Source organism: Lysinibacillus sp. NPDC092081, assembly GCF_044755845.1.
Lineage (GTDB): Bacteria > Bacillota > Bacilli > Bacillales_A > Planococcaceae > Lysinibacillus.
Window position 1 is genome coordinate 927,192 of sequence record NZ_JBIVRU010000001.1, and the last position, 22,571, is coordinate 949,762.

Sequence of the window (22,571 nt, forward strand, 5' to 3'; positions counted from 1 at the left end):
CTCCAACTTATCAGATTTTGATCAAATAATAATGGATTATTACACTTTATTCTAGAAGTTATCATTTGCTAATTCGCAACGCATAGTCGCTTTCATAAACGAAGCAAAAAATTCGATATTAGAGCATACTTTACTTACAATATTTAAAAGGAATTTTTACTTACACTATTTAAAGGGAGTGATGGAATGAACACATGGGATCAACGATTTAAAACAATCGAATATGTTTATGGTGAGCAACCAAATGCATTTATAGAAGACTATGTACACTATTTGAAAGATTATCTTAATGTGGCCGCATACGCAGAAGGTGAAGGTCGAAATGCTGTATTTTTAGCTATACAGGGACATAAAGTAACTGCCTTTGATTATGCCGAAAGCGGTCTTAAAAAAACCGAACAGCTGGCAGAAAAACATAATGTTACAGTTCAGACAAAGCTTACTGACTTACTGCAAGATGAACTACCAGTAGAAATGTTTGATGCTGCTATTATGGTGTTTGGACATTTTCCAGCTGAACAGCAACAAGAAGTGTTTAAGCGGATTGTAGATTCTGTGAAATCTGGCGGTCGTATTATGATGGAACTTTATTCAATTTATCAACTACCTTACGCCTCGGGTGGCCCAAGACAGCTTGAATTTTTATATGATCCATTAAATGTTCTAAAATGGTGTCAACCTTATAAAATTATCCATTTTTTTACAGGTGAACAAGTACGAAATGAAGGTATGCTCCACACAGGACTTGCTCATACCATTCAAATTATTATCGAAAAAAGTTAAAAGACTATATACAGATTTCTTATCTAGGGTGAAATATTTATAATCAAACTACTAAAAAAGTATTACATTTTAATGATGTAGTACCTTTTTTATTGTAGTTATATGTAAATATATATGGTATTATATGTAATATTATAATCAAAATATGGGAACGGGAGGATATATATGGGATATGTTCAGGTATCTTCAAAAACATATGAGGATAATACAGGCAGGAGCATAGACTTTCCTACTCTTCTAGTTGAGTATAATGGAGAGACAATGCTTTTTGAACAATTACACAGATATCAAATAAAGAATAGTAGTAAAAGCAGAACTTGGCATAAGAAGTTAGTACAAGCTGTTGGACTATTGCTTGATTATATGGAAGCTAATCAGGAGTTTTATTCTTCTCCAAAAGAATTCTTTGATACATTTACGAAGTCTGTTTATTCAGGAACAATAAATAATGAAGAAGGTTCAGGTATATAAGGCAGGATATATAACTGCCTTACAAAAAATTCTTAATGAAATATAAAAAATACATCCATTATCTCAAAAAAGATTGATTTAATGGATGTATTTTTATATTGTGGTCTTTTAATAAAGTTTGATAATTTATAACAAAGTCTAATCATTTATAAAAAAGATTGATAAGAAATCCTGTTAGTTAAGGTTTCTTATTCCGCTAACGTGGCAGTTAGTTCAAGTCCTCATAATAGTTGTTCGCTTAGGTTTTCTTTAATTAGTATGTAACTCGCTGCTGTATAGATCGTTTCTTCAGTTAAATCATCCGATGAAGAACAAAATGCATAAATTAAATAACCAGGCACTCCTATCATTGTGAGTACCTGGTCTTTTTACATATTAAAACAGTCAAAGAAAGTTGTAACATGGTTTAGATATGAAAGAACATCATTTAAATTAAGAGATAAGAAACATCATGTTTTCTTATTTGTTGGATAAAAACATGGTGTATTTACAACCATTATCGAGGGCAATGGAACTTGAAAAGGTTACCGCCTGCAAAATACAAACAGCAACTTCAAAAGGTTGCTGCTTTTTTTAAAATGTACTTTACAAAGGGTATACTCTAATGAGATGTTTACGAAAAAATAAAAAAACTCACCGTTCATTCCGCCAGGTTTTTAATACAATCACCTACACTCTATGCCTTGGAAAATGTAATCATTTCTCCAAGATTAAATGTTTTACTTTTCTTCTTTCCGTCCAATTTCCATGTTATTGTGATTGTTCCTTTATTCAATAAATTTTTGATATCCTTATTTTCAAGCTGCTTATAATTTATAATGATTTCGTCTTTATATTCTATCTTATTTTTTTCTGGATCTTTATCTTGATAACTATAACCGTTCCAATAAACGTCTTCCCCTAATAGCTCGCGAAATGAATAGGGTATGTTTATTTCTAAATCATCTATATTGTCAGAATAATCTATATTCAATGTAAATTCTAGTTTTTTAAAGTTATTTTTCTGAGATTTATCTATATTATTGTATTTTTCCTGAGACTTTTCATCAAGCTCAATTATTTTAGTATTAATATTAATTATTGGGTTAAAGCGATAATACGTATAAGTACCTACGCCGACTACTAAAAAAACTAGCAAAAGAACAACTATGAACTGACTTTTGTTCAAAATATCCCTCCTACTTAAAAAGAAAAACAATAACTTAATGCTCAAGCATAGGTTATTGTCTTTCTAGATTGAATTAACTTATTAATTTACCTTACTTTAATAACTACTTACCAGTATAATACATTATCATCCCATACCGACCACTTTTGTTGATTAGTACTTATACTAACGTCAAATGAAAGGCCACCTGTTATATTTCCTTTTTCGTAGTTAACGCTTGCTGAACCACCAACAGTTGTACTAACTGTCGAATAAGTGTGTATATATTTTGTTCCGTAACTTAAAGCATTATTAGTCTTTTTATTTATATACACAGTTGCATAAGAATCAAAATTTAGCTTATCATCTTCTACGTTAAATAGGTAGACACCAGAACTACTTTTACTACCATCTCTTTTAGACACAGGACTACCTGGTACAGCAGCATCATAATAAGTACCATCATTAGCGTTCCATTCAATTGATACTACGTCTATAGTTGATGCATAAACTTCACTTACTCCATTAGTAGTCCAACTAGTATTTAATCTCCAGAAAGAATCTCCTAATTTTTTAGTTGAATAAGCTGTTAGAGTCATTTGAGAAGGTTTGATAGCTGCTGGTTCAATTCCTACATCCGCACCTTTATTATCTATGTTTAGAGTAACGCCAACTAGTTCTAAATTTGCTTTAACCTCATCAAGATTATTTTGATTATCTTTTACGACATTATACATAAATCTATCAAACTCTTCATCAGTTAAATTAAGAATTTGTTTTTTATAGAATGATAAGTTTGTAATAATTTGGGAGTTTGATGCATTGCTAAAGTCATTAGCCATAATTACTTCTTTCTTTTGACTATAGCTAGAAGCATCAATTTCAGAAGCGTAAGAATTAGATACAAAAGCTGTTAAAGAAATAAATAGAGTTGCAAACAATATAGTAATAATTTTCTTCATATTTTTCTCCCTTTTTTCTGAATTTTTAAATTAATAAGTCAATTCAGTAATTATAATACAATTAATGGTTTTTTTGATTTTTTTGTTAAACAATTTCTAAAAAGTTTATAAACCTTCTTACCATGCAAAGCGACAATACATCACCCTGTTATTCAACCCTTTCTTTTTTACAGCTGTATCAACTCTTTTAAATCTTTTGCAGGGCACGAATTAATTCACTTTTTTCATGAAGAATATGTATTCAAGAAAGCTTTTAATTCTACAGTTGCAGTATTAGTTACAATAGTAAAAATAAAGAAATATGCAAAAAGATAATACAAAGAATCTTTTAAGAGAGGTGCGAGCTAATACAGAAGGAGCTACAGAGCTACATTGGCTTGTTTAAGCAATGTAGAAGTTATAGAGGTACATGACCTAACACAACAAAAAAATAACGACTCTTTAATTTCGAAATTTTTGTGGGTGGATATCCAGACCGAAAAATGTGTGGTAATAGAATCCTTGTGAATATCCATACTACATCCACATCCTTTCTACGGCCAATCAAATTAGAGGTTGGTGCAGCAACCTGAGTAGGATGAATCTCCCATGAGCGCTCCCTCGAGAGAGAGTGATAGTTCAATAAGAACTTTATTGCGATGGTAATTAATATTAATATAGAATGTAAATAATTTCATTTATAGGTGCAACTATGAAATTATATAAGATTTAGCCGTAATTAGTGAAACATCTTCATTTTTAAAGTGAAAAAATTTTTTTCAATATAAAGTAATTTTGTTCACACTTCGCTCGAATTTTTGTAAGGTCAAATGGCTTATGAGGGCTCAGAATATTAGTTATATGAAATAAAGATAATGACCGTAATAACTTCTATCATTAAAGTAAAATCCAAGAAGACGATTGAAAAAAAGGGGACGAGGTTATGTCAGAAAATAAAAAAAGTATACAAAAAAAGGTGCAGGGAAATTACAGACGGAAAATAAACCAAAACAGGACTAATAAGGATTTTGATAAAAAAGAGTTTATTATTCTGGCTATAATCGTTATTATAATTTACTTTTTGAATGCTATTATCCCAGAATTTTAGAAAAGTGCATTTTCCCCTAACATGTGAATAAAGTATATGTATCTATTTGCATATTTTCGATTCACAAAACACCAATAAAAAGGCAGATTTTATCTACACGTTTTGTAGATAAAATCTGCCTTTATGTATTAACAGAAACAATCTTTGAGAAAACAGCCTATATTTTTAATCATAAAAAGCCATAAAGTATCCATTGCTTTTGTGCGTTAGTTTTGCCATATAAAATTCAGCAGCACCTTTTACACCATCATCATCAACATAACCTGAAATACCTCGATATTCTAATGCGAAATATTTAGAGCCGGAAATCGAATATTGTTTCCCTACATTATCATCAATATATGGATCTTGTTCCTTTAATTGATAAAAAACTGGACCGAAATCAGTTTGCTCAATTTCTACTTTAAAATCTCCTCCAGTAGAATGCCAAATGCTTGAGTTTGAGTAAACTGTTTCATGTCCAAGTAAATCCCATACGCCGTTATTTAGTGTATTTATGCCTAAACGAATGGTTCTTTTAAGTAAAGATTCACTTGGCTCGATTGTTCTGATAATAACTTCATCCGTGATTAATATATCTTGTTTGTCAGTATCGTAATAAACGATATTATCTGTAGACTCGGATGGTTGACTTGTGGAATTGCTTAGTTCTTCTGCTGACGCATCATTATTAAATAATAAAAAACTACCCGCTAAAATAAGACCTGACAATAAACTTTTTTTCACCCTTATTACCTCCAATATTGTGATATAATGTAAATAATAACATATATCTAATTATATACAAATAATTTCTGTATTTTCAAAATATTTTTTGTGTTATAACTGAAAGAACATTTACTATAATTGAGTCTATTATTTTATTTATAGGGGTGTTGAAATGAAAAAAATAATTCTATCAATTTTGATTGTTACTCTTTTGAGTGGATGTAATGGTTTTCCAAACGGTACTTTTAGTCAGCCTGAAGGCAAAGTTATTGTGAACGGAGAACAATATACTATGATTTCAAGTAATTTCGAATGGGATGAAGACGATGTAAAAATAACAGAAATGCGTTCTCGGGATCTTAATGCATTAGCCGATGATTTTGAAACATTGGATGTAGAAAAAAAAGATATATTAAATTTTGAAATTGAAAAAAATCCTTCATTTATAACAATAACTAAACAGAATGAAGATGGTACAATTGATAATGTTGAAATGAATGATTATAAAATAACAATGCCATCTAAAGAAGGATATTATATTTATGAACTAAAGGTAACATGGGATAAAGGAAAAGAGTCCTTTGTTTTTGATGTTAATGTAAAATAAAAACTACACTAACATTGATTTGGATTGAGGAATCAAAAATTCAAAAGCAAAACCTATCGATTGATAATTAAATATACAACAGTTAGTTAAATAATAATGCCTAAAGTCCAAAATATTTTCCAGTCTTCCACGAGGAGCGCTCCGTTGTATGATAAGTTTCGAGCAAAGGCGACTACTTCATAAATATGTAGTTTACGATATGGCCGTTCAATCATTACAACGTGACTACAAAGTAATTGAAAACCTTAAATTGAGTAAAGTATATTTGCCCATACTTGATAAGCTATTGGATGATATTTCACAAGAATGTTACAACTCCAAGAGACTGTTGGTAAAAGAGGGTTGTTAAGTGGGTAAAGGTTGATCAGTATTTTAGCGATTTGACCGTTGCCACAGCTGGCGAAGACCTAGTGCTGACATATGCAAATCAAGCCCTGAAAACACAGGTTGAAAAATTATTATTAAGTCACCAAAATAAATAACCAGGCGCTCATAAATACGTGAGTACCTGGTTTTTTTGTAGAAAATGACTGTTAGAATAACCACGTGTGGTCAATGTTATAAAATCATACTAGATATATTTACTAGTATCAGGGTTATTTTAATGTCTATAAAGATGGGTATCTTAATATTGAATTTTCGCATAAAAGAATTTCTATTGTAGCTTTGAAATAAAGTTGCGATGTTTAAAATAAAGTCGCGATGTTTGTAAAAATGTTGCCAAGCTTTCCCCCTTTGGTATTTTTTAGCCAAAGGGGTGTTTTTTTATGTCTAAAAGAACTAGAACATCTAAAGTTGAAAAGTGGATTAAAGAAGGTCGTGGCTCAGGAAATGGTGCTGATTATAAACCGTGGTTAAATATTTCAGATGTTTCCTCATTTAGGAAGAACCACTTGTTTAAAAGGTATTAAAACGAAAAGGCAGCATGAATTTTTATCAGATTTGGAATGAAACTACTTTTATTTAACTGTATATTCGGATTTATCCGTTAATATTCCGGAGCAATTTCCTTTATTGCCGTTGGAAGAAACAATTGTCATTGCTGGTGAATTAGGTCTTGTGCCCAAACTTTATTTCAAAGCAACATATACCTGCATTTTTTAATAGTTCCTATATTTTAACTACAGGGGCTTTAATTGACAAACGATATTCCACAATCAGCGCGTTTATGGAGTAATACTGGTAGAAAATGTTCAAACTTTTTTATAAAAACTAAACTTAAAAACGCAAAAGAAGAATCCATTTTAATCAATCTTTTTCCAAAATGGATTCTTCTTATTAATCGTAAAATAAGGATTTACGAAGTGTTTTGCTCAAACTTTATTTCAAAGCTACATATATAAAAATAAAAAGTTTGATTATATATAATCAAACTCAAAACCTCTAAATATAAGGTCTGGTTCTATTTTACTATACTATTTACCCTATATTATACTGCTGTATATAGTTTTTTTATAAAAATAAATAAACAAAAAGTGGACATAAAAATGCGCCAATAATTGCAGTTAAGGCCATAGATAACGAGCCTACTGATAATTCTTGTTCTCCGTATTCTCTTAATTTCACAAGTCCAACGCCATGTGAAGCACTACCTACTGCAACCCCTCTACTAACGGCAGTATCAATTTTGCCGTATTTAATGACTAACGGTCCAATAATAGCGCCTACAAACCCTGCTAGCATTACAAGCACAGCTGTTAATGGTGGAATGCCGCCAATTGTCTCACTCACCTGCATACCTACTGGGGTCGTTAATGATTTAGGCAAGGCCGTCAACAGCCAGCTTTTATTGACACCAATCCATTTCAGCATAACAAATATTGTCACTAAGCCCGTAATCATAGCGATAAAAATACCTGACAAAATAGCATACTTATATTTCATAATGATCTCACGCTGATTATATAGAGGGTAAGCAAGGGCTACAACTGCTGGACCTAGCATTTTTTGAAGCCATTTCCCTCCCTCCATATAAGTAGAATACGGAATATTAAAGACTAATAACACGACTGCACTGACGATAGTTGTCGTCACTAGCGGAATCATTAAAGGATGTGGGTAACGTTGATAAAGTTTTGTAAATAACACGAACAAGATAACAGTACCAACGACAACGATAATTTCAATCAACAGTTAATTTCCCCTCTCCTTCTTCTACAATCACTTCTATTTCTTTTTTAGCCAGCTCTTTTTTCTCAACCATTTGACTAAGTAATCCCGTAACATAAATCGTGATGAGCGTGCTTGCTATAACGGCTAGCATAATCAATAGACCCGTTGTTGAAAAAAGTTCAGGGTAGTCAATCACTCCTACTGTTGCAGGAATGAAAAACAAGGTTAATACGCCAATTAAGAAGCCTGCGCCATCTTGAATGTATTCTACTTTAATTATTTTAAAATTGAGTGTAAGTGCTAATAATAGTAATCCAATTACACTTCCTGGAAGAGGTACATGTAGTAAATCTACAATACCGACGCCCATGTAATAAAAAATATTGAGTATCCCAATCTGCACAATAATACGAACAACCCTCTTTAACATCGCAGCAAAATTTTCATTCAACATTTCGCCACATTTCACCCCCTATTACGTTTATTCTACATCTGCAGGAATTTTCTGTCTATTATAATTTTAGGAAAACAATAGAAAAAAAGGATAACTCTAAAACACTTTGAGCCACCCTTTTTCTATACATAAAATAAAGAGGTTGTCTAAAACTGATCTACATTCATTTTTTTAGACACCGCTAAGTATTCTTTTCTCAAGGCTGTTTTCGTAAAGATTGTTGCTCTTCAACTAACGGGGCAGGTTAGTTGAAGAAGAAGGTTAGAAGGTTACTTTAAACAGATATACCAATGCGGAATTTTAAATTCCATCACTACATTGAATGAATATCTGAAAGAAATTGTTCAGTAAGCAGGAAAAAGAGAGCACATCATTCTGACTTAAAAGTGCTCTCTATAAATAAAAAAATTCCCCGTTAGATTAGAGGAAAGTTAAAGATTATTTTATTACATTTATTTTTAATAAAAATCTGTAATACCGTCAATATTTCCATCTGGATATTCATTGTATAGTTCATGAACTCGCACTTTATCCGTGTTTTACATTAATTCTTCTTTCCATCGTTTGTTTACTTTTGATTGTGAGATATTTGGGTGTGCGTACATATTTATTAAGCACCTTTTTCTATTTTTAGGGTGCCTTTATTGATAACACAGCATCAACTATGACAATAAAAGTTCTTTCTCTAGCTATCCCAAAATTGTGAAAAAATGCACTTAAACGCTATTATTATTTGGTTTAATTTCATGAAAATATAATTCCATAACCTTACAAAGCTCAATAATACCTTGTTCAAGCTTTTGATCATCTAGATAGGAGAAACTAATTCTCATATGGTTATAATGTGGTTCACTTGGATAACATGCTGAACTTGGCAAAAATGAAATATTTGACTGTTGTGCTTTTAAAAGTAGTTCATCTGTATTTCCACTACTAGGCAAAGTCACCCAGATGTTTAGTCCTCCCTTAGGTATTGCCCATTTAACTCCTTCAGGTGCATATTTCTCTAACAATGCAATCGCTTGATCTCTTCTTATTTCCAGTGCAATACGTAACTTTTCTAAATGTTTATTCATTCTATTTGAACTTAAAAATGGAATCAACGCTTTTTGTGTTAAAAGTGGACTGCCTAGGTCTGTACAAGATTTCGATGTTAACAATCGCTGATGAACTGTCCCATTTGAAACCGCTACACCAATTTTGCAGCCGGGTGCTAATACTTTGCTAAAACCTTTTAAATAAATAACATGACCGCTATTATCCATAGATTTAATATTGGGTGGCGGTAGACTATCATCAAAATATATTTCATTCCATGAGTCATCCTCTATAATAAGAAACCCGTTCCTTTGTGCCAATTCTAATAAGTCTATTCTTCTCTTTTTACTTAAAACCGTACCTGTTGGATTATGAAACGTAGGAATCGTATAAACAACTTTTGGTTTTTTTGTTAAACATAAAGTAGCTAAAATATTTGTCTGCATACCTTCTTCATCCACAGGAATAGGAATAATATGAGCTCCTCGATTTCGGAAAACATCGAGGGCTGCCGTATATGTGGGTGCCTCTGTAATAACAATGTCTCCAGGGCCAATAAAAGTTCTTGCAACTAGATCAATTCCTTGCTGAACACCGCTGGTAATTATGATCTCTGAGCTTATTGTTTTGAATTGGCAATATAGTTCTAAATATTTTCTAATCACTTCTCGAACTTCATAATCTCCTTGAATAGGACCATAGCGGGCTACAATTTGTGAATCATCCTGCAACACTTGGTTTATTTCTTTCGTTAAATAAGTTGAGGGTAGTAATCCTGGATTTATGATTGCACTAGATAGTTTAATCGAATTTTCAGGTGCCAAGTTTAACATGTATTGTGAACGCTGAATATAATCTGGAATAGCTAGCTGCCAATCATAATTCCTACTTTTACTATCTTCAATACTTTTCCTCTGTTCTTTCTTTCTAACAAAAGCACCCTTCCCATGCTCTAAACAAATATATCTATTTTTCTCCAAGAGTGTATAAGCCTTGCTTACTGTAACATGACTTACTTGATTTTCTTTTGAAAATTTCCGGATTGAAGGCAATTGGCTGCCCTCTTCTAAAGCACCTGAACGAATTTTCTCTGCAAGAATGTTTGCAATCTGATTAATTAAAGATTGATCTGATTGACGATTAAGCTTTATTTTCATATTATCTCCTACTGTTATATTCGTTAATTGACTGTTATACACAATACTATATATTGTGGAAATAGTTAAGGGCAAGAAAAAATTGTTGAAAGAGGAGAATGTAAATTATGAATGTAATAAACCAAGACCAAAAAAATTTTGAGCATATATTAAAAAAAGTAGTACAGCATGCAACAAATTTTTATAATGGCATTGAAGATAGACGCGTTTCGACTCAATCCTATGAAATGCCAAAAAACGAACTATCTAAATTAGGTATTGGTGCAAGTGCAACCCTTGAATATTTCACTCAATACTACGCCAAAGGCTTAAGCGGAAGTGCTGGTTCAAGATACTTAGGTTTTGTCACCGGGGGCTCCACACCTGCATCCATTATTGGAGATTGGTTGGTTAGTATTTATGATCAAAATGTATCTAGCTCACAAGATTCAATTGCTGGGTTAATTGAATTGGAAACGATTGATATGTTAAAAGAATTATTTTATTTAAGTAATGAATATAGTGGTACCTTCGTAAGCGGTGCAACCATGGCGAATTTTGTAGGTCTTGCTCAGGCAAGACAATGGATTGCACATCACTATGGAAAAGACACTTCCATTGAAGGCCTGTACGATATTCCGCCAATTAAAATTTTGAGTGGCGCACCACACTCAAGTGTTTTCAAAGCAACTTCTATGCTAGGCATAGGAAGAAAATCGATCAATTTAATACCTTGTAAGGAGGATCGAGAGGCTATCGATATCGAAAAATTAATTGAATTTCTTGAACAAAATAAAAGTGAACCATGCATTGTTGTTGCAAATGCTGGGACAGTTAACACTGTAGACTATGATGATATGGTTGCGATTGGGAAGCTTAAACAGCACTACCACTTTTGGCTACATATTGATGCTGCTTTTGGTGGTTTTGCTGCTTGTTCCCCTATGTATAGAGAATTAGTAGAGGGAATGGATTATGCCGATTCAATTACAGTTGATGCGCATAAATGGCTTAATGTTCCCTACGACTCTGCAATGCAATTTACTCGTCATAAGCAGCTTCAAGTGGAAGTATTTCAAAATAATGCCGCTTATCTTGGAGGATCTATTGAAAATCCAGAATTTTTTGATCTTACACCCGAAAATTCTCGAAGATTCCGTGCATTACCAGCATGGTTTACGCTAAAAGCATATGGAAAAAAAGGCTACCAAAATCTTATTGAGCAAAATGTTGAGCTGGCTAAACGTCTTGGGGACAAAATAAACGACAGCCAGGAGTTTAAACTTTTATCTCCAGTAAGATTAAACGTCGTTTGCTTTTCTTTAAACAAAGAATCAATAAGTACTGAAATCAACAACCAATTTCTTACTTCTTTAAATAAGCAAGGAAAAGTGTTTATGACACCAACTATCTATAAAGGTGTTCCCGCAATTCGTGCTGCCTTTAGTAATTGGCGTACAGAGGAAAAAGATTTAGATATTATATGGGAAGCATTAATATCAACAGTTCAATCCATCAAATAGTAACTTAATAAAAAATTGATGGGTTTCCGAGAGTTCTTATCAGGGGGTTTTTAAATGACACCAGAACAAATTATCAGAAAATTTTTTAAAGAAGTACGATTAGGTAAGAAACCTGATTATTCAAATCAATTAATGGCAGAACAAGTAATAGCACATCAAATTGTATCTGAAGAAGAACAAACAGTGTTGAGGACACCTAAAGATTATGCTGATCACGTAAGAGAAATGATTAAAGCATATGGTAATTTTTCATTAGAAATTCAAGAATTATTAGCGGACGGAAATAAAGTATATGTACGTTGGAAACAAATAGGTACACATGTAGGAGAAATCGACGGATACAAACCTACAGGGCTCCCAGTAATACAAATGGCAAGTGCGGTATATAGAATAGAAAATGAAAAAATCTCAGAGTATTGGATTCAGATAGATCGGTTAGGAATTCAAAAACAATTAGTACAGACCCTATAGGACTAACATTACCTTGACTTGTAGCAGCACCAACTTGACCAGTTGCGAAGGAGTCGTTACCACAAGCCTTGCAAACCAATTTATCATTTTCCATATTATCACCTCATTGTATAATTTTTGTAAATTCCATCATAAAAAAGCGCAGCGTTTGTACACCCTACTGCGAACTAATGAACAATATGAGGAAATTAATAAATATGGTGTGAATCTTTTTTAATTGCAAATATTTAAGAGTTTGTGAAGAATCGCACTTAAACTAACGGGGGGCTTTAGTTAAATTTTGATTCACGAAATATCAAACCAAGTTGTACAAAAAAGGTACTGCAATCGCAGTACCTTTTAATATGCTAATTAATTGTTTTTTTAACCTGCGATTTTGCTTTTTGTACTTCAAAACAGAACCCGTTAGTGTTTAGCAAGTTTTTTAATAAGCTTCACGCTTCTTCTTCAATTAAACCAGCTAATAGATTGTCAATAAAAATCTTTTAAATTAAAAAACACTTCATGCTACACTAAAAAGCGCAACCCAAATAACCCTCCGAATTCAATTTGGAAGGTTTTTGTTGTATTTGAAAATACCGTCACTAAATGGTTTCTTGAAATGGTGTTTCCGTTTTTAAAATAGCATAAATCCAATGTAAAAGCTTATTTTCACAAGCAATAATGGCTACTTTATATGGCTTTCATTCCTCACGTTTTAAATCGTAGAAGGCTCTTAATCGCTTATTTCGTGCTATATTTTCAGGTGTTGTTTTCTCTTTCCGACTATCTCGAATGGAACAATGAACAGCTGTATAAAGCATGTGACGAAGCCTAGTGGAGCCACGTTTAGTAATGTGATTTTTTATATTAAGCGATACAGCAAAACACCCAAGCAATAACAAAGATTCTAATCCGCTTGTTTACCCTACTGCAGGAAAATGGACGGAAATCTCACAGATATGAGAAGAAGACTGTCTTTGATATTATGGATGTTTCCTAGGATTATAATCTATGGCATTCATCCTTAAATTGATGGGCATGGGGTGTGGACTATTACTAACAAATTAAAAAAGCAACCTCAGAGGAAGCCTCATAAAGTTGCGATCATCGCCTGCATCAATAAGTTTCTGAAAGTGACCTCTCAGTTACTGACGTTACGATTATGAGTCCGCACTACCAGCTCAGAAATCGTAATCACCTACATAGAACTAAATCATAATGACCTTTCGAAAAAAATAAAAATCGTAAGGTCTTTTTGATGTATCTAAAAATGAGTGTGAAGTGGTGAGGGATATCCCTCACCACTTCACACTCATAAAAATATAAATCATTCTTTAAATAAGGTTGACTAATCGTAAGAAGAGGCTGGAACATAACTAATTAGCTTTTTGTGAAAACCCAATTACATTCAAACAAATCAAGCACTGTATTTAGAAACCCGAACAATGGCAAAACACCGTATGAGTGTCTTGCAAATTTGTTCGGGTTTTACTTTAGCTAAAATACTTTTGTCCTAGCCTCTTGTGAATTAGGTATTATTAATTTCGTTTACTACTAACTTCTTTTTGCTTAAATAAACTGCTCGATCCGATTTTTTTGCAACTTCTTGTGAATGCGTAACAACAATTACGCATTTATTCTCTTGATGGGCGAGCTCCTGAAACAACTCAATAATCTCTTTTGCTGTTTCTTCATCAAGGTTTCCTGTTGGTTCATCAGCAATAAGTAAATCCACATTGCAAGATAATGCTCGAGCAATTGCTACACGTTGTTGTTGTCCACCACTTAGCTGCAAGACGTTGCGTTTCGCTTCTACTTCTGTGAGTCCTACCTTCTCTAGTAATTCTAATGCTCTTGCTTTTTTATTTTGTACCTTCACACCTGTAATTTCCATTGCCGTTAGTACATTCTGAAGAGCAGTCATATAGGTAATCAAATTATAGGATTGGAAAATTACGGATACATTTTGATTACGGTATCGATCCAAACCAATTTTTCTAATATCCTTGCCATTATATAGTACATAACCATTCTTAGGTATATCCAGCCCACAACCTAAGCTAAGAGTTGTAGTTTTACCAGATCCAGATGGCCCTAAAATCGTATAGAAAAGCCCTTTTTGAAAAGAAAAATTCACATTCTCTAGTATCGTTACTTTTTTTCCGTTACTTTCATAATAATAATCTAAGTTTTTAAATTGTAAAATCGTCTCCATATCGAGCCTCCTTATTCATCTTTTAAAAGGATTTGTTTTGGATTTAAGCGCAGAATAGATAATGCTGGAAGAAGAGTGGCTAATAGAGCAATAGCTAGTCCAATTCCCCCCATTTTCCCTAAATCCTCTACTGTTATACTTACATCAATTTCATCAATTGGATCTTCTGTTTCATTTTGTAGCGTACCACCAGGTCCAGATACCACAACTGCACCACTATTTTGCGGATTTTCTTCTTCGCTTGCTGTAGCAATTTCGCTCGAAAGTAAGCTATCCCCTATAAATTGAGAAACTTTAGCTCCTGTTGCTAGAGATAATGAAAATGCTAAAATAGCAATACATACTACTTCCACCATAAACTGCGCCATCAATTTCCATTTTTTCTCTCCAATGGACAATAGAATTCCCATTTCCTTACGACGTGATTTAATCGATAACATAATGATTAATCCTAAGATAATAGCACCTGCAATAGATACAATATAGATAATCATTTGAGAAGTAGACGAGATATTTTCGATAGGACCAATCATTTGTTTGTACAATGAATCATGTGCATCTAACTTAAAATACTTAAAATCAATATCAGATTGTTTTGCTTCTTTTTTAAATGCATCAATGTCTAGTGGATCGTTCAAGAAGTACACAACTTGAATGCTACTCATATTACCTTCATCTGCTTCTAATTTTTTTAGAGTAGAGTAAGGCATATATAGCTTATTAGCTGGATCAATAAATGGTGGGGGATTTTGACCCATTCCTTGCTCATCCGTTTCATAAATACCAATAATTTCAACTTCAAGAGTTTTCTTCTTATCCCCTGATTGAATTTTAACCTTATCTCCTACTTTTAATTTGTTTTGTTCCGCTAATCTTTTTTCCATTAAAGCTACATTCTGATCTTCCATCTTTTCTGTAATTGGTTTTCCATCAATGATTTTACTTTTTCCATTTTTAAAACTTTCTTGTAATAAAGTCTTCCGAACTCCTTCTATCAGAAAAGAGGAATTCATATCTATTTCTATAGCTGAACCTGCTGATCCTCCTGCTACACCCGCCATTCCCGCTTTGCCTGCTCCTGCGTCGTCTTCTCCTTCTTCTGGAGCTCCTACTAATTTAAGCCCCTCCGAAGTTCCCATAGTACCGGTTAGATAATTATAGTCTTTTACATACTGGGACTTCGCTAACTGCTCTGCTTCTTTTATGTTGAGATCTGGCACAATAGGCATTTCGCCAGTTTCCCTTGCTTGTTTTCCTAATTTATCAAAATCAAGACCTAAAGTAACATCTGCGCCCAGTTTTTTTCTTGCTGAATCAGCAGCTTTTTGTGATGCATTTTGGATTGCGAATCCTCCTAGCACCAAATTTGTTACAATCAGGAAGACCGCCATCAAAATTAATGATGTTCCTATTCTTTTTTTCATACTAAGAATTGCGCGTTTTATAAAATTCATTTTCCTAACCTCCTTGATAGTTATTATTCTAAATATGCTATCTGGAGTTTGTATGAAGTTTTTCAGGAATTCGTATGGAGTTCTTCAGTAGATTGTATGGAGTCAATTTTATTACCCAATTATTTTTTCTTCTTAAATAAATATTTACGGAATTGGATGACATTTTCTATTTTTTTTTTGTTCATTCAATGTGCAATCATAACATCATATTGTTGTAATCCACTTTTTCTGCTGGTGATTGATTGGAAATATTACCTATTAATGGGTTTATTATAAAGGCTTGTAATGCTAATCCGTAATCACCGGTTACTTCCGTTTCTTCTACACATAGTTCTATAGTTTTCATTACTTTCAGCCAGCCTCTTTCAGCCGGTTAACGTACCGAAAGCAAATAATAGCAAGTATTTGTATTAAGTCATTTATACTAAAAATTACACAATGCATATTTCATCATTATATAATTCGTCATTTCCTTTAATAATAAGTTCGTTGCTATCCCTACATTTAACTCTTGTAGTTCATCCAATTCTCATGAGTAATACAGAACAAAATAACTTATTGAGAAGTAAAAGCTTTAGTTTCATTTGAACAAAAAGTACCCTTCGAAATAGGGTTCCCATCTAAAGGTATAATTTAATGGAAGAGACAGTGATTATTTTGCTCTGAAGCACACATTTCTGCTCCAGTAACCAGATAATTGATAAAAAAGAACAGATCATACGAATGGTTAACAGAACCATTTGTATAATCTGAATTCTTACTAATTATATAAAGAATGATATATCAACAGTTTGACATGTTTTTAAAGTGGTAAAAATATTTTTTACCGTTTATTTTACTTAATTACTTTTGTACTCAATTACATGTAATACTTTTAATTCGATACATTTAGAATATTCTTCTATCATTTCTCCTGTTTCTCCTCTTTTAAACTGCATCTCTTTTTGTGCTTTCGCAATAACTTCAATCACTTCTTGTGTGGATACATTCTTAGATGATGCAATTTCTACAACCAGGAGATTCTTTTTCAAATTATATTTTCTTTACTCGTTACTTATTTTCACAAGTTTTTCTCCTTGTTCTAAAAGTGTTTCATAGTCATTGTTCTCTTTAATTTCTTTTATTTTATTTTCAATTATTGGCGTATCATTTATATTAAAGTACGTATTTAATATTTCATATGGTGTCTTACCTTGTTTAGTTGCACTATCTTCAATAGCTTCTTTCCAAGGAATATTTGCTTTATCCATGCATAATTCAAGAGCTGAACCAGTCTCATATCTCATATTCCGCTCTAAAAACCTTGGAGATTCTGCCTGTCCATTAGCAATGAAGTTGAACGCCTCCATAAAAGTAACATGATATGGCTTCTGTTTCTTTGCAAGTACCATAAGGTTTCCACCAGTTAACTTACTATAACGATACTCTATGTATCGTGCTGAACCTTCTATTGCTTCAGTTTTTGTTTCTCCAATTAATCGAGGCCATTTTTTATAGCGATAATTACGTACAATTGTCCAATCATATAATGCCTGCTTGATACTTTCTGAGCTCGTATCAATCATTGCTTTATCTAATAACTTAAATTCTAACCCCATTAGCGCGTAATTTTCTTTATCTATCGGATATTCGTGAATAGACTCTCCACCATTTGAATCATATGTCCAATTTTTTTGTTTATAAGCATGAAAAGCCTCATGTAATAAGAAAGACGAAAAATCAAAATATAAATCTGGATTACTAAACATTTTAGGATAATATTTTAAATAAAATACATCCATATCGTTAATATTTATTGTCCCAAAGTTCCAAGGCATCCAAGTAGAAATAGTTCTAAAATCAAAACGAGTTAAGCGATAGACTTTAGGTAAATGCAAAGAATTTGGGACTTTTATTTCATTTGCAAAAATACTATTTTCTAACCCCTTTACATTAACTGCATAAGCTTCTTGTCTAAAGAACCCCCCATCTTTATTACTACGTATCAGAACTAATGGCCTTTTTTCGAAATGATAATCTTCATCCCAAAGTTTATCACTCGATTCTTCGAAGCTCTTATAAATAGTAGATAATTCTTTTAACATGTTTTGATCCGTTTCATTTATAGACTTAAACTCTGTATGATATGTTTTATTTAAAATTATGCTTCCCACCATAATTCCTATAAATATCACCAATAAGATTAGAATTACTCTTAAAAACTTTTTCATCATACACTCCTTTTCTGAAACGATAATTCTTACGATGAGTAAAATTTAAAAATCTTATTTTTATCAACACTCTTTTGGTGCAGATCCAATTTTATATAATAATTATCGAAAATACAATGTAACAAGATATTATTTTGATGGTTATTCCAACTTATCAAAAATGTTGATTATAGTTAACAATTAATATTCGATGATTATTCAATTTTATTATAGGGGGATAGTGCAAGTATTCATACAACTGGGGATAAAGTAGTATTCTATGTAGGAAAGATGCTACTTTGTCTCTTCATATTCCTTCGCGAGAACAATTGAGTAAAATTAGAAAGACATTAGGATTTCGGACATTTACTTTAAAAGAATATCGAGAGTTAGCACGTTGGCTTCCGCCTATAGCAATGAAGACAGATCAAGGACATCTTTTAGTAGATGCTCTTATTACAGAAATGAGGAAAAGAAAAGTTATTCTACCGGCCATATATGGCAGTTGAACATTCAGCCTGGGCTGTACGTGAGTCAAAACAAACTAAGCATTTACCATTCTCTTATTTCTGTAGGTATCCTGTTTTTCACAATATCATTAATACAACAATCAACTGAGCATCATTTATTATACACTGTATTGTTTTTGATTGTAAAAAGTCTGGTGGATATTGTATTTCATAAGTTGGGTTATACATTTAGAGGCTTTGGTATAAGAAAAATGTTGATTTTAAATTTAATACTTTTATTTTTGTTTGTTATCTGGAGTGCTTTTAGAGTTTATTAATAGCGAGTCCAATATTAGATTAATTGATTTTTCTTCAATGAGAAGGTATATATATATATTCTATCTTTTAACATCCAAATAATTATTAAAATAATTCGATGACTTATAATCGAATCAGTCACTAGTCTTTTCCCTAAAATATTTGCTCAATGTTAATAGGGTTATCTCTCGATTGATTTTTTGAGCGAGTACTCTGTGATTAATTCATAATCCCCCTTCCTCCCCAACATTCCTTCACATTTAATTCAATAATAAATAAAGCCCATCTCGCTTTAAAGTGTACCCTTTGTAAAGGACATTTTGAAAAAAAGCTAAGCAACCTTTTGAAGCTGCTGTCTGTATTTTGCGAGGGCACTGAAAAACTTGAGCTTTTTAAGGGTTCAGTAGTTTTTTAAATAAAATTAAGACACTTTCTGTACATTTTGAACAGAAAGTGTCTTATTTTATTGTCTATTACTTACTCTTTTTCGTTTAGCAGTTTCAATATTCGTTTGAGATTTACCGCAAATATCGTTGTGGCCCCTTGTATTTCCATGCCAAATAAACCCGCTGATTTGGCCGTATGGAACCCGTGCGGATTTTTAATTTCATTATTTTTGGCTTCGATTTTATATCTTTTTTTTGAAAGCTCTTTGAAAATTTCAGTTTCTTGAAAGGCTTCTTGCTCTTTGTGGTCGGTGGATTTTATTGAAATACTATAAGTTTTCATTTTTCCACCTTCTTTATAACAGCCTTCACGCAATGGACATACCTTACACTTTTCTATATCGAAATAAAACTTTAATCGCTGACTTTTTTTGTCATTCTTCTTTCCTGTGCGTGCTTTCCGGATAGCCATATGCCCAGCTGGACCTGGCGCGATTGTTGAATAAGCGTCTCTGTTCTTATAAAACTAACGGGGTGCTTTACTAGAAGTTTATTGAGCTGTTTTAGACAGCTCTTTTTTCTTATTGTACTAACGGAGCAGTTTAGTGGAAGAAGGATTTTTTTAATATATTAACGAATAACAAGTTGAAAAGGGAAATATGGATATAAGGGAGGACATATGAGTATATACAAAACACAATCCGGAAGAGAAATGTCACTAAAGCTTTATGATGCTCAATTAAAGAAATTAGATTATTCATGTAAGGATGTTTACGTTCATACTCGTTTTGGAAGAACTCATATCATTGAAACTGGCAATCTATCGGGTGAACCATTGTTAGTATTTCATGGTGGAAATAGTACGACTGCCTATAATTTACTAACGTACAGATTCCTGCTTATGGATTTTCATATCTATGCGGTTGATATTATTGGCCATCCCGGAAAAAGTGATGAAGTTACTCTCTCACCTAGCAATTATGATTATGGAAAGTGGTCCAGTGACGTTATTTCAGGGCTTGGATTTGATAAAATAGCTTGTTTTGGGGTTTCGTTTGGAGGCGGAGTTTTGGCAAAACTGATGTGCATTGCACCGGAAAAAGTAAAAAAATCCGTATTAATTGTACCATCAGGTATTAATAATGCCTTTCCAATCAGTACTGTGAAAATGATGATGCCACTACTCAAATATAAACTAACAAAGATAGAAAAATATATAAAAGAAACGGCTTTATTTATGGCCATTAACGAAGAAATTCTTGATAAAGATACTTTGGATATGGTGAAAGATAGTTTTGATCATGTAAAAACAAAAGTAGGGATGCCATCCAATGTAAGTGAAAAATTAATGCAACAATGTAAAGCACCCACACTTATTATGGCAGCAGAAAAAGATTGTTTGTTTCCAGCGAAAAAGGTATTACCAAGAGCAAATAGAATCATACCAAACAACACGACTCATATGCTAAAAGGATGCGGACACATACATATGTTGCCAGAGCGTGAAAAGAAAATGATAGTTGATTTCTTAAGTGTTTAGTAACTTTAAAGTCCTATAAAAAATAATAAAGTTGTTTAATTCTTATTCAACTAACGGGTGCTTTAGTTAAAAATTCGATTTTCGAAATATCAAACATAAAAACAGAGTTGATTCTACACATTTTGTAGATTAACTCTGTTTTTATGTTTTAACAGCAACATTCTTTTAGAAAACAGCCTTTCTCAAAAAACATTAACTATAATGCATGCCCTGAACCGCCATCAATGTTTACAGAAGTGCCCGTCACATAACTAGCAGCATCTGATACTAAAAAAGTAATGACATTTGCTGCTTCTTGAGTATCCCCTACGCGCCCCAGTGGAATCGCTTGACCTACCTTGCGGGAATAATTTTCCCACGAAAGCTCTGGTGCTTCTTCTTTCCACTTCTTCTCTATTTGATCACTACGAATAAGCCCAATACAAACAGAATTCACACGAATATTATCTTTACCTAAGTCTTTGCTCATAGCTTTTGTTAACGCGAGCCCTGCCGCACGGCTTACAGTAGTAGGAAGTGAACTTGCTGGTGGCGTTTTAGCCATTACCGCGGTCACATTTACAATTGCACCACCACCAACCTTACGTAAATGAGGTGCAGCATATTTTGAACAATTGACAGCACCAAACACTTTTAAATCTAAATCAGCCTGCCATAGCTCACTGCTAACCGATTCAAATGGATTAGCTGAAGCTGTACCTGCATTATTTACAAGAATATCAAGACGACCAAAATGCTCTACTGCTCGTTCAATTAAGTACTTACAATCCTTTTCCTTTGTAATATCAGTCGGTACAATTAAAACGTCCTCGCCTGTTTCGTTTTTAATACAGCCAGCAGCCACTTGGAGTTGCTTTTCACCACGGGCACAAAGTACAACCTTCACCCCCTCTTTCACAAGCTGCATCGCTGTATAATAACCAATTCCCTTACTTGAACCTGTAATAACCGCTACTTTCCCCTTTAAGCCTAGTTCCATCTTTATCACCCCAGTTTTTTGTTCAACTTCTCTTTTTTCATAAATATTGTTATCATTTTCGGACATCTAGCAGTTAATGTCAGAGATCTATCTGACACCTTCACTAAGTCTATCCGGCGTTTAATAGATTCCAAACCGAATTATATTTTTCGAAAATTCATTCGATATAATTACTTTATCAAAATTACAAGTAATATACAAAAAACGGCTACAAAGCAAATGGACTGGGCGACATAATAAAGTAAAAGGTTTCGCACACAGTTTTGTGTATGAATCCTTTTTTGTTCTTTGGACGGTGGATGTCGATAAAATTCAGAAGTTGGGTGATAAAACGTGAAAGTTAGTCGATAAAATTTAAAAGTTGGGCGATAAAATGTGAAAGTTAAGCGATAAAATTCAAAAGTTAGATGACATTTTGTTAAAACGTATGTCATGTGGATACGTTGATTGGAGTGGAGGTTGGGCGACTCCTTGGGGATTAGTAATAACGGAAATCAACCTCTCGTTGGGCCGAATAGCCATACTTTATTTAATATGACACCTTAATTTCATTGAAACAA

19 protein-coding genes and 5 pseudogenes are annotated in these 22,571 nt (G+C 32.9%); 10 read left to right on the forward strand and 14 right to left on the reverse strand.

Annotated elements, in window-relative coordinates; translation table 11 throughout:
• The first annotated feature begins 186 nt into the window (after positions 1-186).
• Together ACIQLB_RS04660 and ACIQLB_RS04665 are read left to right on the forward strand one after the other, a co-directional pair.
• On the forward strand, positions 187-783 hold the full coding sequence (locus ACIQLB_RS04660) for a class I SAM-dependent methyltransferase (protein WP_400721522.1): 597 nt from the start codon (positions 187-189) through the stop codon (positions 781-783).
• Between the two features lie 165 nt (positions 784-948).
• Complete coding sequence (locus ACIQLB_RS04665) at positions 949-1,254, forward strand: hypothetical protein (protein WP_400721525.1); 306 nt, start codon at positions 949-951, stop codon at positions 1,252-1,254.
• Positions 1,255-1,930: 676 nt separating this feature from the next.
• Here the strand turns inward: ACIQLB_RS04665 and ACIQLB_RS04670 are convergent.
• Both ACIQLB_RS04670 and ACIQLB_RS04675 read right to left on the reverse strand, forming a co-directional pair.
• On the reverse strand, positions 1,931-2,422 hold the full coding sequence (locus ACIQLB_RS04670; RefSeq protein ID WP_400721528.1) for a hypothetical protein: 492 nt from the start codon (positions 2,420-2,422) through the stop codon (positions 1,931-1,933).
• 107 nt (positions 2,423-2,529) lie between these two features.
• The gene (locus ACIQLB_RS04675; RefSeq protein WP_400721531.1) at positions 2,530-3,363 is read right to left on the reverse strand and encodes a hypothetical protein; all 834 of its coding nucleotides are present in this window, start codon (positions 3,361-3,363) and stop codon (positions 2,530-2,532) included.
• Positions 3,364-4,285: 922 nt separating this feature from the next.
• Here ACIQLB_RS04675 and ACIQLB_RS04680 point away from each other — a divergent pair.
• The gene (locus ACIQLB_RS04680) at positions 4,286-4,450 is read left to right on the forward strand and encodes a hypothetical protein (RefSeq protein ID WP_400721534.1); all 165 of its coding nucleotides are present in this window, start codon (positions 4,286-4,288) and stop codon (positions 4,448-4,450) included.
• Between the two features lie 165 nt (positions 4,451-4,615).
• Here the strand turns inward: ACIQLB_RS04680 and ACIQLB_RS04685 are convergent, their stop codons facing one another.
• Positions 4,616-5,176 (reverse strand): hypothetical protein, encoded by a 561-nt coding sequence (locus tag ACIQLB_RS04685; RefSeq protein ID WP_400721536.1) that lies wholly within the window; start codon positions 5,174-5,176, stop codon positions 4,616-4,618.
• A 154-nt stretch (positions 5,177-5,330) separates the two neighbouring features.
• Here ACIQLB_RS04685 and ACIQLB_RS04690 point away from each other — a divergent pair, with 154 nt between their 5' ends.
• The 3 genes and pseudogenes from ACIQLB_RS04690 to ACIQLB_RS04695 form a co-directional block, all read left to right on the forward strand.
• Positions 5,331-5,765 (forward strand): lipoprotein, encoded by a 435-nt coding sequence (locus tag ACIQLB_RS04690; protein ID WP_400721539.1) that lies wholly within the window; start codon positions 5,331-5,333, stop codon positions 5,763-5,765.
• Between the two features lie 199 nt (positions 5,766-5,964).
• Positions 5,965-6,114, forward strand: a complete 150-nt coding sequence (locus ACIQLB_RS24625; RefSeq protein WP_483869703.1) for a YhjD family protein — start codon at positions 5,965-5,967, stop codon at positions 6,112-6,114.
• Positions 6,115-6,532: 418 nt separating this feature from the next.
• A pseudogene (locus tag ACIQLB_RS04695) lies at positions 6,533-6,824 on the forward strand (hypothetical protein); the annotation flags it as partial.
• Positions 6,825-7,217: 393 nt separating this feature from the next.
• Here ACIQLB_RS04695 and ACIQLB_RS04700 read toward each other — a convergent pair.
• The 3 genes from ACIQLB_RS04700 to pdxR all read right to left on the reverse strand — a co-directional run bounded on the left by ACIQLB_RS04700 (position 7,218) and on the right by pdxR (position 10,526).
• Positions 7,218-7,895: an LrgB family protein gene (locus ACIQLB_RS04700; RefSeq protein WP_400721542.1), complete on the reverse strand. Its 678-nt coding sequence runs from the start codon at positions 7,893-7,895 to the stop codon at positions 7,218-7,220.
• Entirely contained in the window at positions 7,888-8,331 is a 444-nt protein-coding gene (locus ACIQLB_RS04705) for a CidA/LrgA family protein (RefSeq protein ID WP_400721545.1), read from the reverse strand. The genes ACIQLB_RS04700 and ACIQLB_RS04705 overlap by 8 nt, the downstream gene beginning before the upstream one ends.
• 716 nt (positions 8,332-9,047) lie before the next feature.
• On the reverse strand, positions 9,048-10,526 hold the full coding sequence (pdxR, locus tag ACIQLB_RS04710; RefSeq protein ID WP_400721548.1) for a MocR-like pyridoxine biosynthesis transcription factor PdxR: 1,479 nt from the start codon (positions 10,524-10,526) through the stop codon (positions 9,048-9,050).
• Between the two features lie 107 nt (positions 10,527-10,633).
• Between pdxR and ACIQLB_RS04715 the strand changes: the two genes are divergently transcribed.
• Both ACIQLB_RS04715 and ACIQLB_RS04720 read left to right on the forward strand, forming a co-directional pair.
• Positions 10,634-12,028 (forward strand): pyridoxal phosphate-dependent decarboxylase family protein, encoded by a 1,395-nt coding sequence (locus tag ACIQLB_RS04715; RefSeq protein WP_400721550.1) that lies wholly within the window; start codon positions 10,634-10,636, stop codon positions 12,026-12,028.
• 54 nt (positions 12,029-12,082) lie between these two features.
• Positions 12,083-12,499, forward strand: a complete 417-nt coding sequence (locus tag ACIQLB_RS04720; protein ID WP_400721553.1) for an ester cyclase — start codon at positions 12,083-12,085, stop codon at positions 12,497-12,499.
• Between the two features lie 584 nt (positions 12,500-13,083).
• Here ACIQLB_RS04720 and ACIQLB_RS04725 read toward each other — a convergent pair.
• From ACIQLB_RS04725 to ACIQLB_RS04750, 6 genes and pseudogenes are all read right to left on the reverse strand, one after another.
• A pseudogene (locus ACIQLB_RS04725) lies at positions 13,084-13,335 on the reverse strand (IS110 family transposase); the annotation flags it as partial.
• 674 nt (positions 13,336-14,009) lie between these two features.
• Complete coding sequence (locus ACIQLB_RS04730; protein ID WP_400721556.1) at positions 14,010-14,696, reverse strand: ABC transporter ATP-binding protein; 687 nt, start codon at positions 14,694-14,696, stop codon at positions 14,010-14,012.
• Positions 14,697-14,707: 11 nt separating this feature from the next.
• The gene (locus tag ACIQLB_RS04735) at positions 14,708-16,150 is read right to left on the reverse strand and encodes an ABC transporter permease (protein WP_400721559.1); all 1,443 of its coding nucleotides are present in this window, start codon (positions 16,148-16,150) and stop codon (positions 14,708-14,710) included.
• A gap of 119 nt (positions 16,151-16,269) precedes the next feature.
• Positions 16,270-16,412, reverse strand: a pseudogene (locus ACIQLB_RS04740) (serine protease); the annotation flags it as partial.
• Between the two features lie 577 nt (positions 16,413-16,989).
• Positions 16,990-17,181, reverse strand: coding sequence for a hypothetical protein (locus ACIQLB_RS04745; protein WP_400721562.1), 192 nt, complete (start codon positions 17,179-17,181; stop codon positions 16,990-16,992).
• A gap of 12 nt (positions 17,182-17,193) precedes the next feature.
• Positions 17,194-18,360 (reverse strand): hypothetical protein, encoded by a 1,167-nt coding sequence (locus tag ACIQLB_RS04750; RefSeq protein ID WP_400721565.1) that lies wholly within the window; start codon positions 18,358-18,360, stop codon positions 17,194-17,196.
• Positions 18,361-18,659: 299 nt separating this feature from the next.
• On the opposite strand from ACIQLB_RS04750, the pseudogene ACIQLB_RS04755 reads away from it, so the two are divergent.
• A pseudogene (locus ACIQLB_RS04755) lies at positions 18,660-18,888 on the forward strand (DUF4158 domain-containing protein); the annotation flags it as partial.
• A 695-nt stretch (positions 18,889-19,583) separates the two neighbouring features.
• On the opposite strand, the pseudogene ACIQLB_RS04760 reads toward ACIQLB_RS04755, so the two are convergent.
• Positions 19,584-20,018, reverse strand: a pseudogene (locus ACIQLB_RS04760) (transposase); the annotation flags it as partial.
• A gap of 153 nt (positions 20,019-20,171) precedes the next feature.
• On the opposite strand from ACIQLB_RS04760, the gene ACIQLB_RS04765 reads away from it, so the two are divergent.
• Entirely contained in the window at positions 20,172-21,032 is an 861-nt protein-coding gene (locus ACIQLB_RS04765; protein WP_400721567.1) for an alpha/beta fold hydrolase, read from the forward strand.
• Between the two features lie 196 nt (positions 21,033-21,228).
• On the opposite strand, the gene ACIQLB_RS04770 is transcribed toward ACIQLB_RS04765, so the two are convergent.
• Entirely contained in the window at positions 21,229-22,011 is a 783-nt protein-coding gene (locus ACIQLB_RS04770) for an SDR family NAD(P)-dependent oxidoreductase (protein WP_400721570.1), read from the reverse strand.
• Positions 22,012-22,571: the final 560 nt, after the last annotated feature.

What these genes read in the sequence shown, in the direction of transcription:
- ACIQLB_RS04735 (WP_400721559.1), bottom strand. Translation starts at nt 16,150, where the DNA reads ATGAATTTTATAAAACGCGCAATTCTTAGTATGAAAAAAAGAATAGGA.
- ACIQLB_RS04730 (WP_400721556.1), bottom strand. Translation starts at nt 14,696, where the DNA reads ATGGAGACGATTTTACAATTTAAAAACTTAGATTATTATTATGAAAGT.
- ACIQLB_RS04765 (WP_400721567.1), top strand. Translation starts at nt 20,172, where the DNA reads ATGAGTATATACAAAACACAATCCGGAAGAGAAATGTCACTAAAGCTT.
- ACIQLB_RS04720 (WP_400721553.1), top strand. Translation starts at nt 12,083, where the DNA reads ATGACACCAGAACAAATTATCAGAAAATTTTTTAAAGAAGTACGATTA.
- ACIQLB_RS04690 (WP_400721539.1), top strand. Translation starts at nt 5,331, where the DNA reads ATGAAAAAAATAATTCTATCAATTTTGATTGTTACTCTTTTGAGTGGA.
- ACIQLB_RS24625 (WP_483869703.1), top strand. Translation starts at nt 5,965, where the DNA reads ATGGCCGTTCAATCATTACAACGTGACTACAAAGTAATTGAAAACCTT.
- ACIQLB_RS04680 (WP_400721534.1), top strand. Translation starts at nt 4,286, where the DNA reads ATGTCAGAAAATAAAAAAAGTATACAAAAAAAGGTGCAGGGAAATTAC.
- pdxR (WP_400721548.1), bottom strand. Translation starts at nt 10,526, where the DNA reads ATGAAAATAAAGCTTAATCGTCAATCAGATCAATCTTTAATTAATCAG.
- ACIQLB_RS04675 (WP_400721531.1), bottom strand. Translation starts at nt 3,363, where the DNA reads ATGAAGAAAATTATTACTATATTGTTTGCAACTCTATTTATTTCTTTA.
- ACIQLB_RS04770 (WP_400721570.1), bottom strand. Translation starts at nt 22,011, where the DNA reads ATGGAACTAGGCTTAAAGGGGAAAGTAGCGGTTATTACAGGTTCAAGT.
- ACIQLB_RS04660 (WP_400721522.1), top strand. Translation starts at nt 187, where the DNA reads ATGAACACATGGGATCAACGATTTAAAACAATCGAATATGTTTATGGT.
- ACIQLB_RS04705 (WP_400721545.1), bottom strand. Translation starts at nt 8,331, where the DNA reads ATGTTGAATGAAAATTTTGCTGCGATGTTAAAGAGGGTTGTTCGTATT.
- ACIQLB_RS04665 (WP_400721525.1), top strand. Translation starts at nt 949, where the DNA reads ATGGGATATGTTCAGGTATCTTCAAAAACATATGAGGATAATACAGGC.
- ACIQLB_RS04750 (WP_400721565.1), bottom strand. Translation starts at nt 18,360, where the DNA reads ATGAAAAAGTTTTTAAGAGTAATTCTAATCTTATTGGTGATATTTATA.
- ACIQLB_RS04715 (WP_400721550.1), top strand. Translation starts at nt 10,634, where the DNA reads ATGAATGTAATAAACCAAGACCAAAAAAATTTTGAGCATATATTAAAA.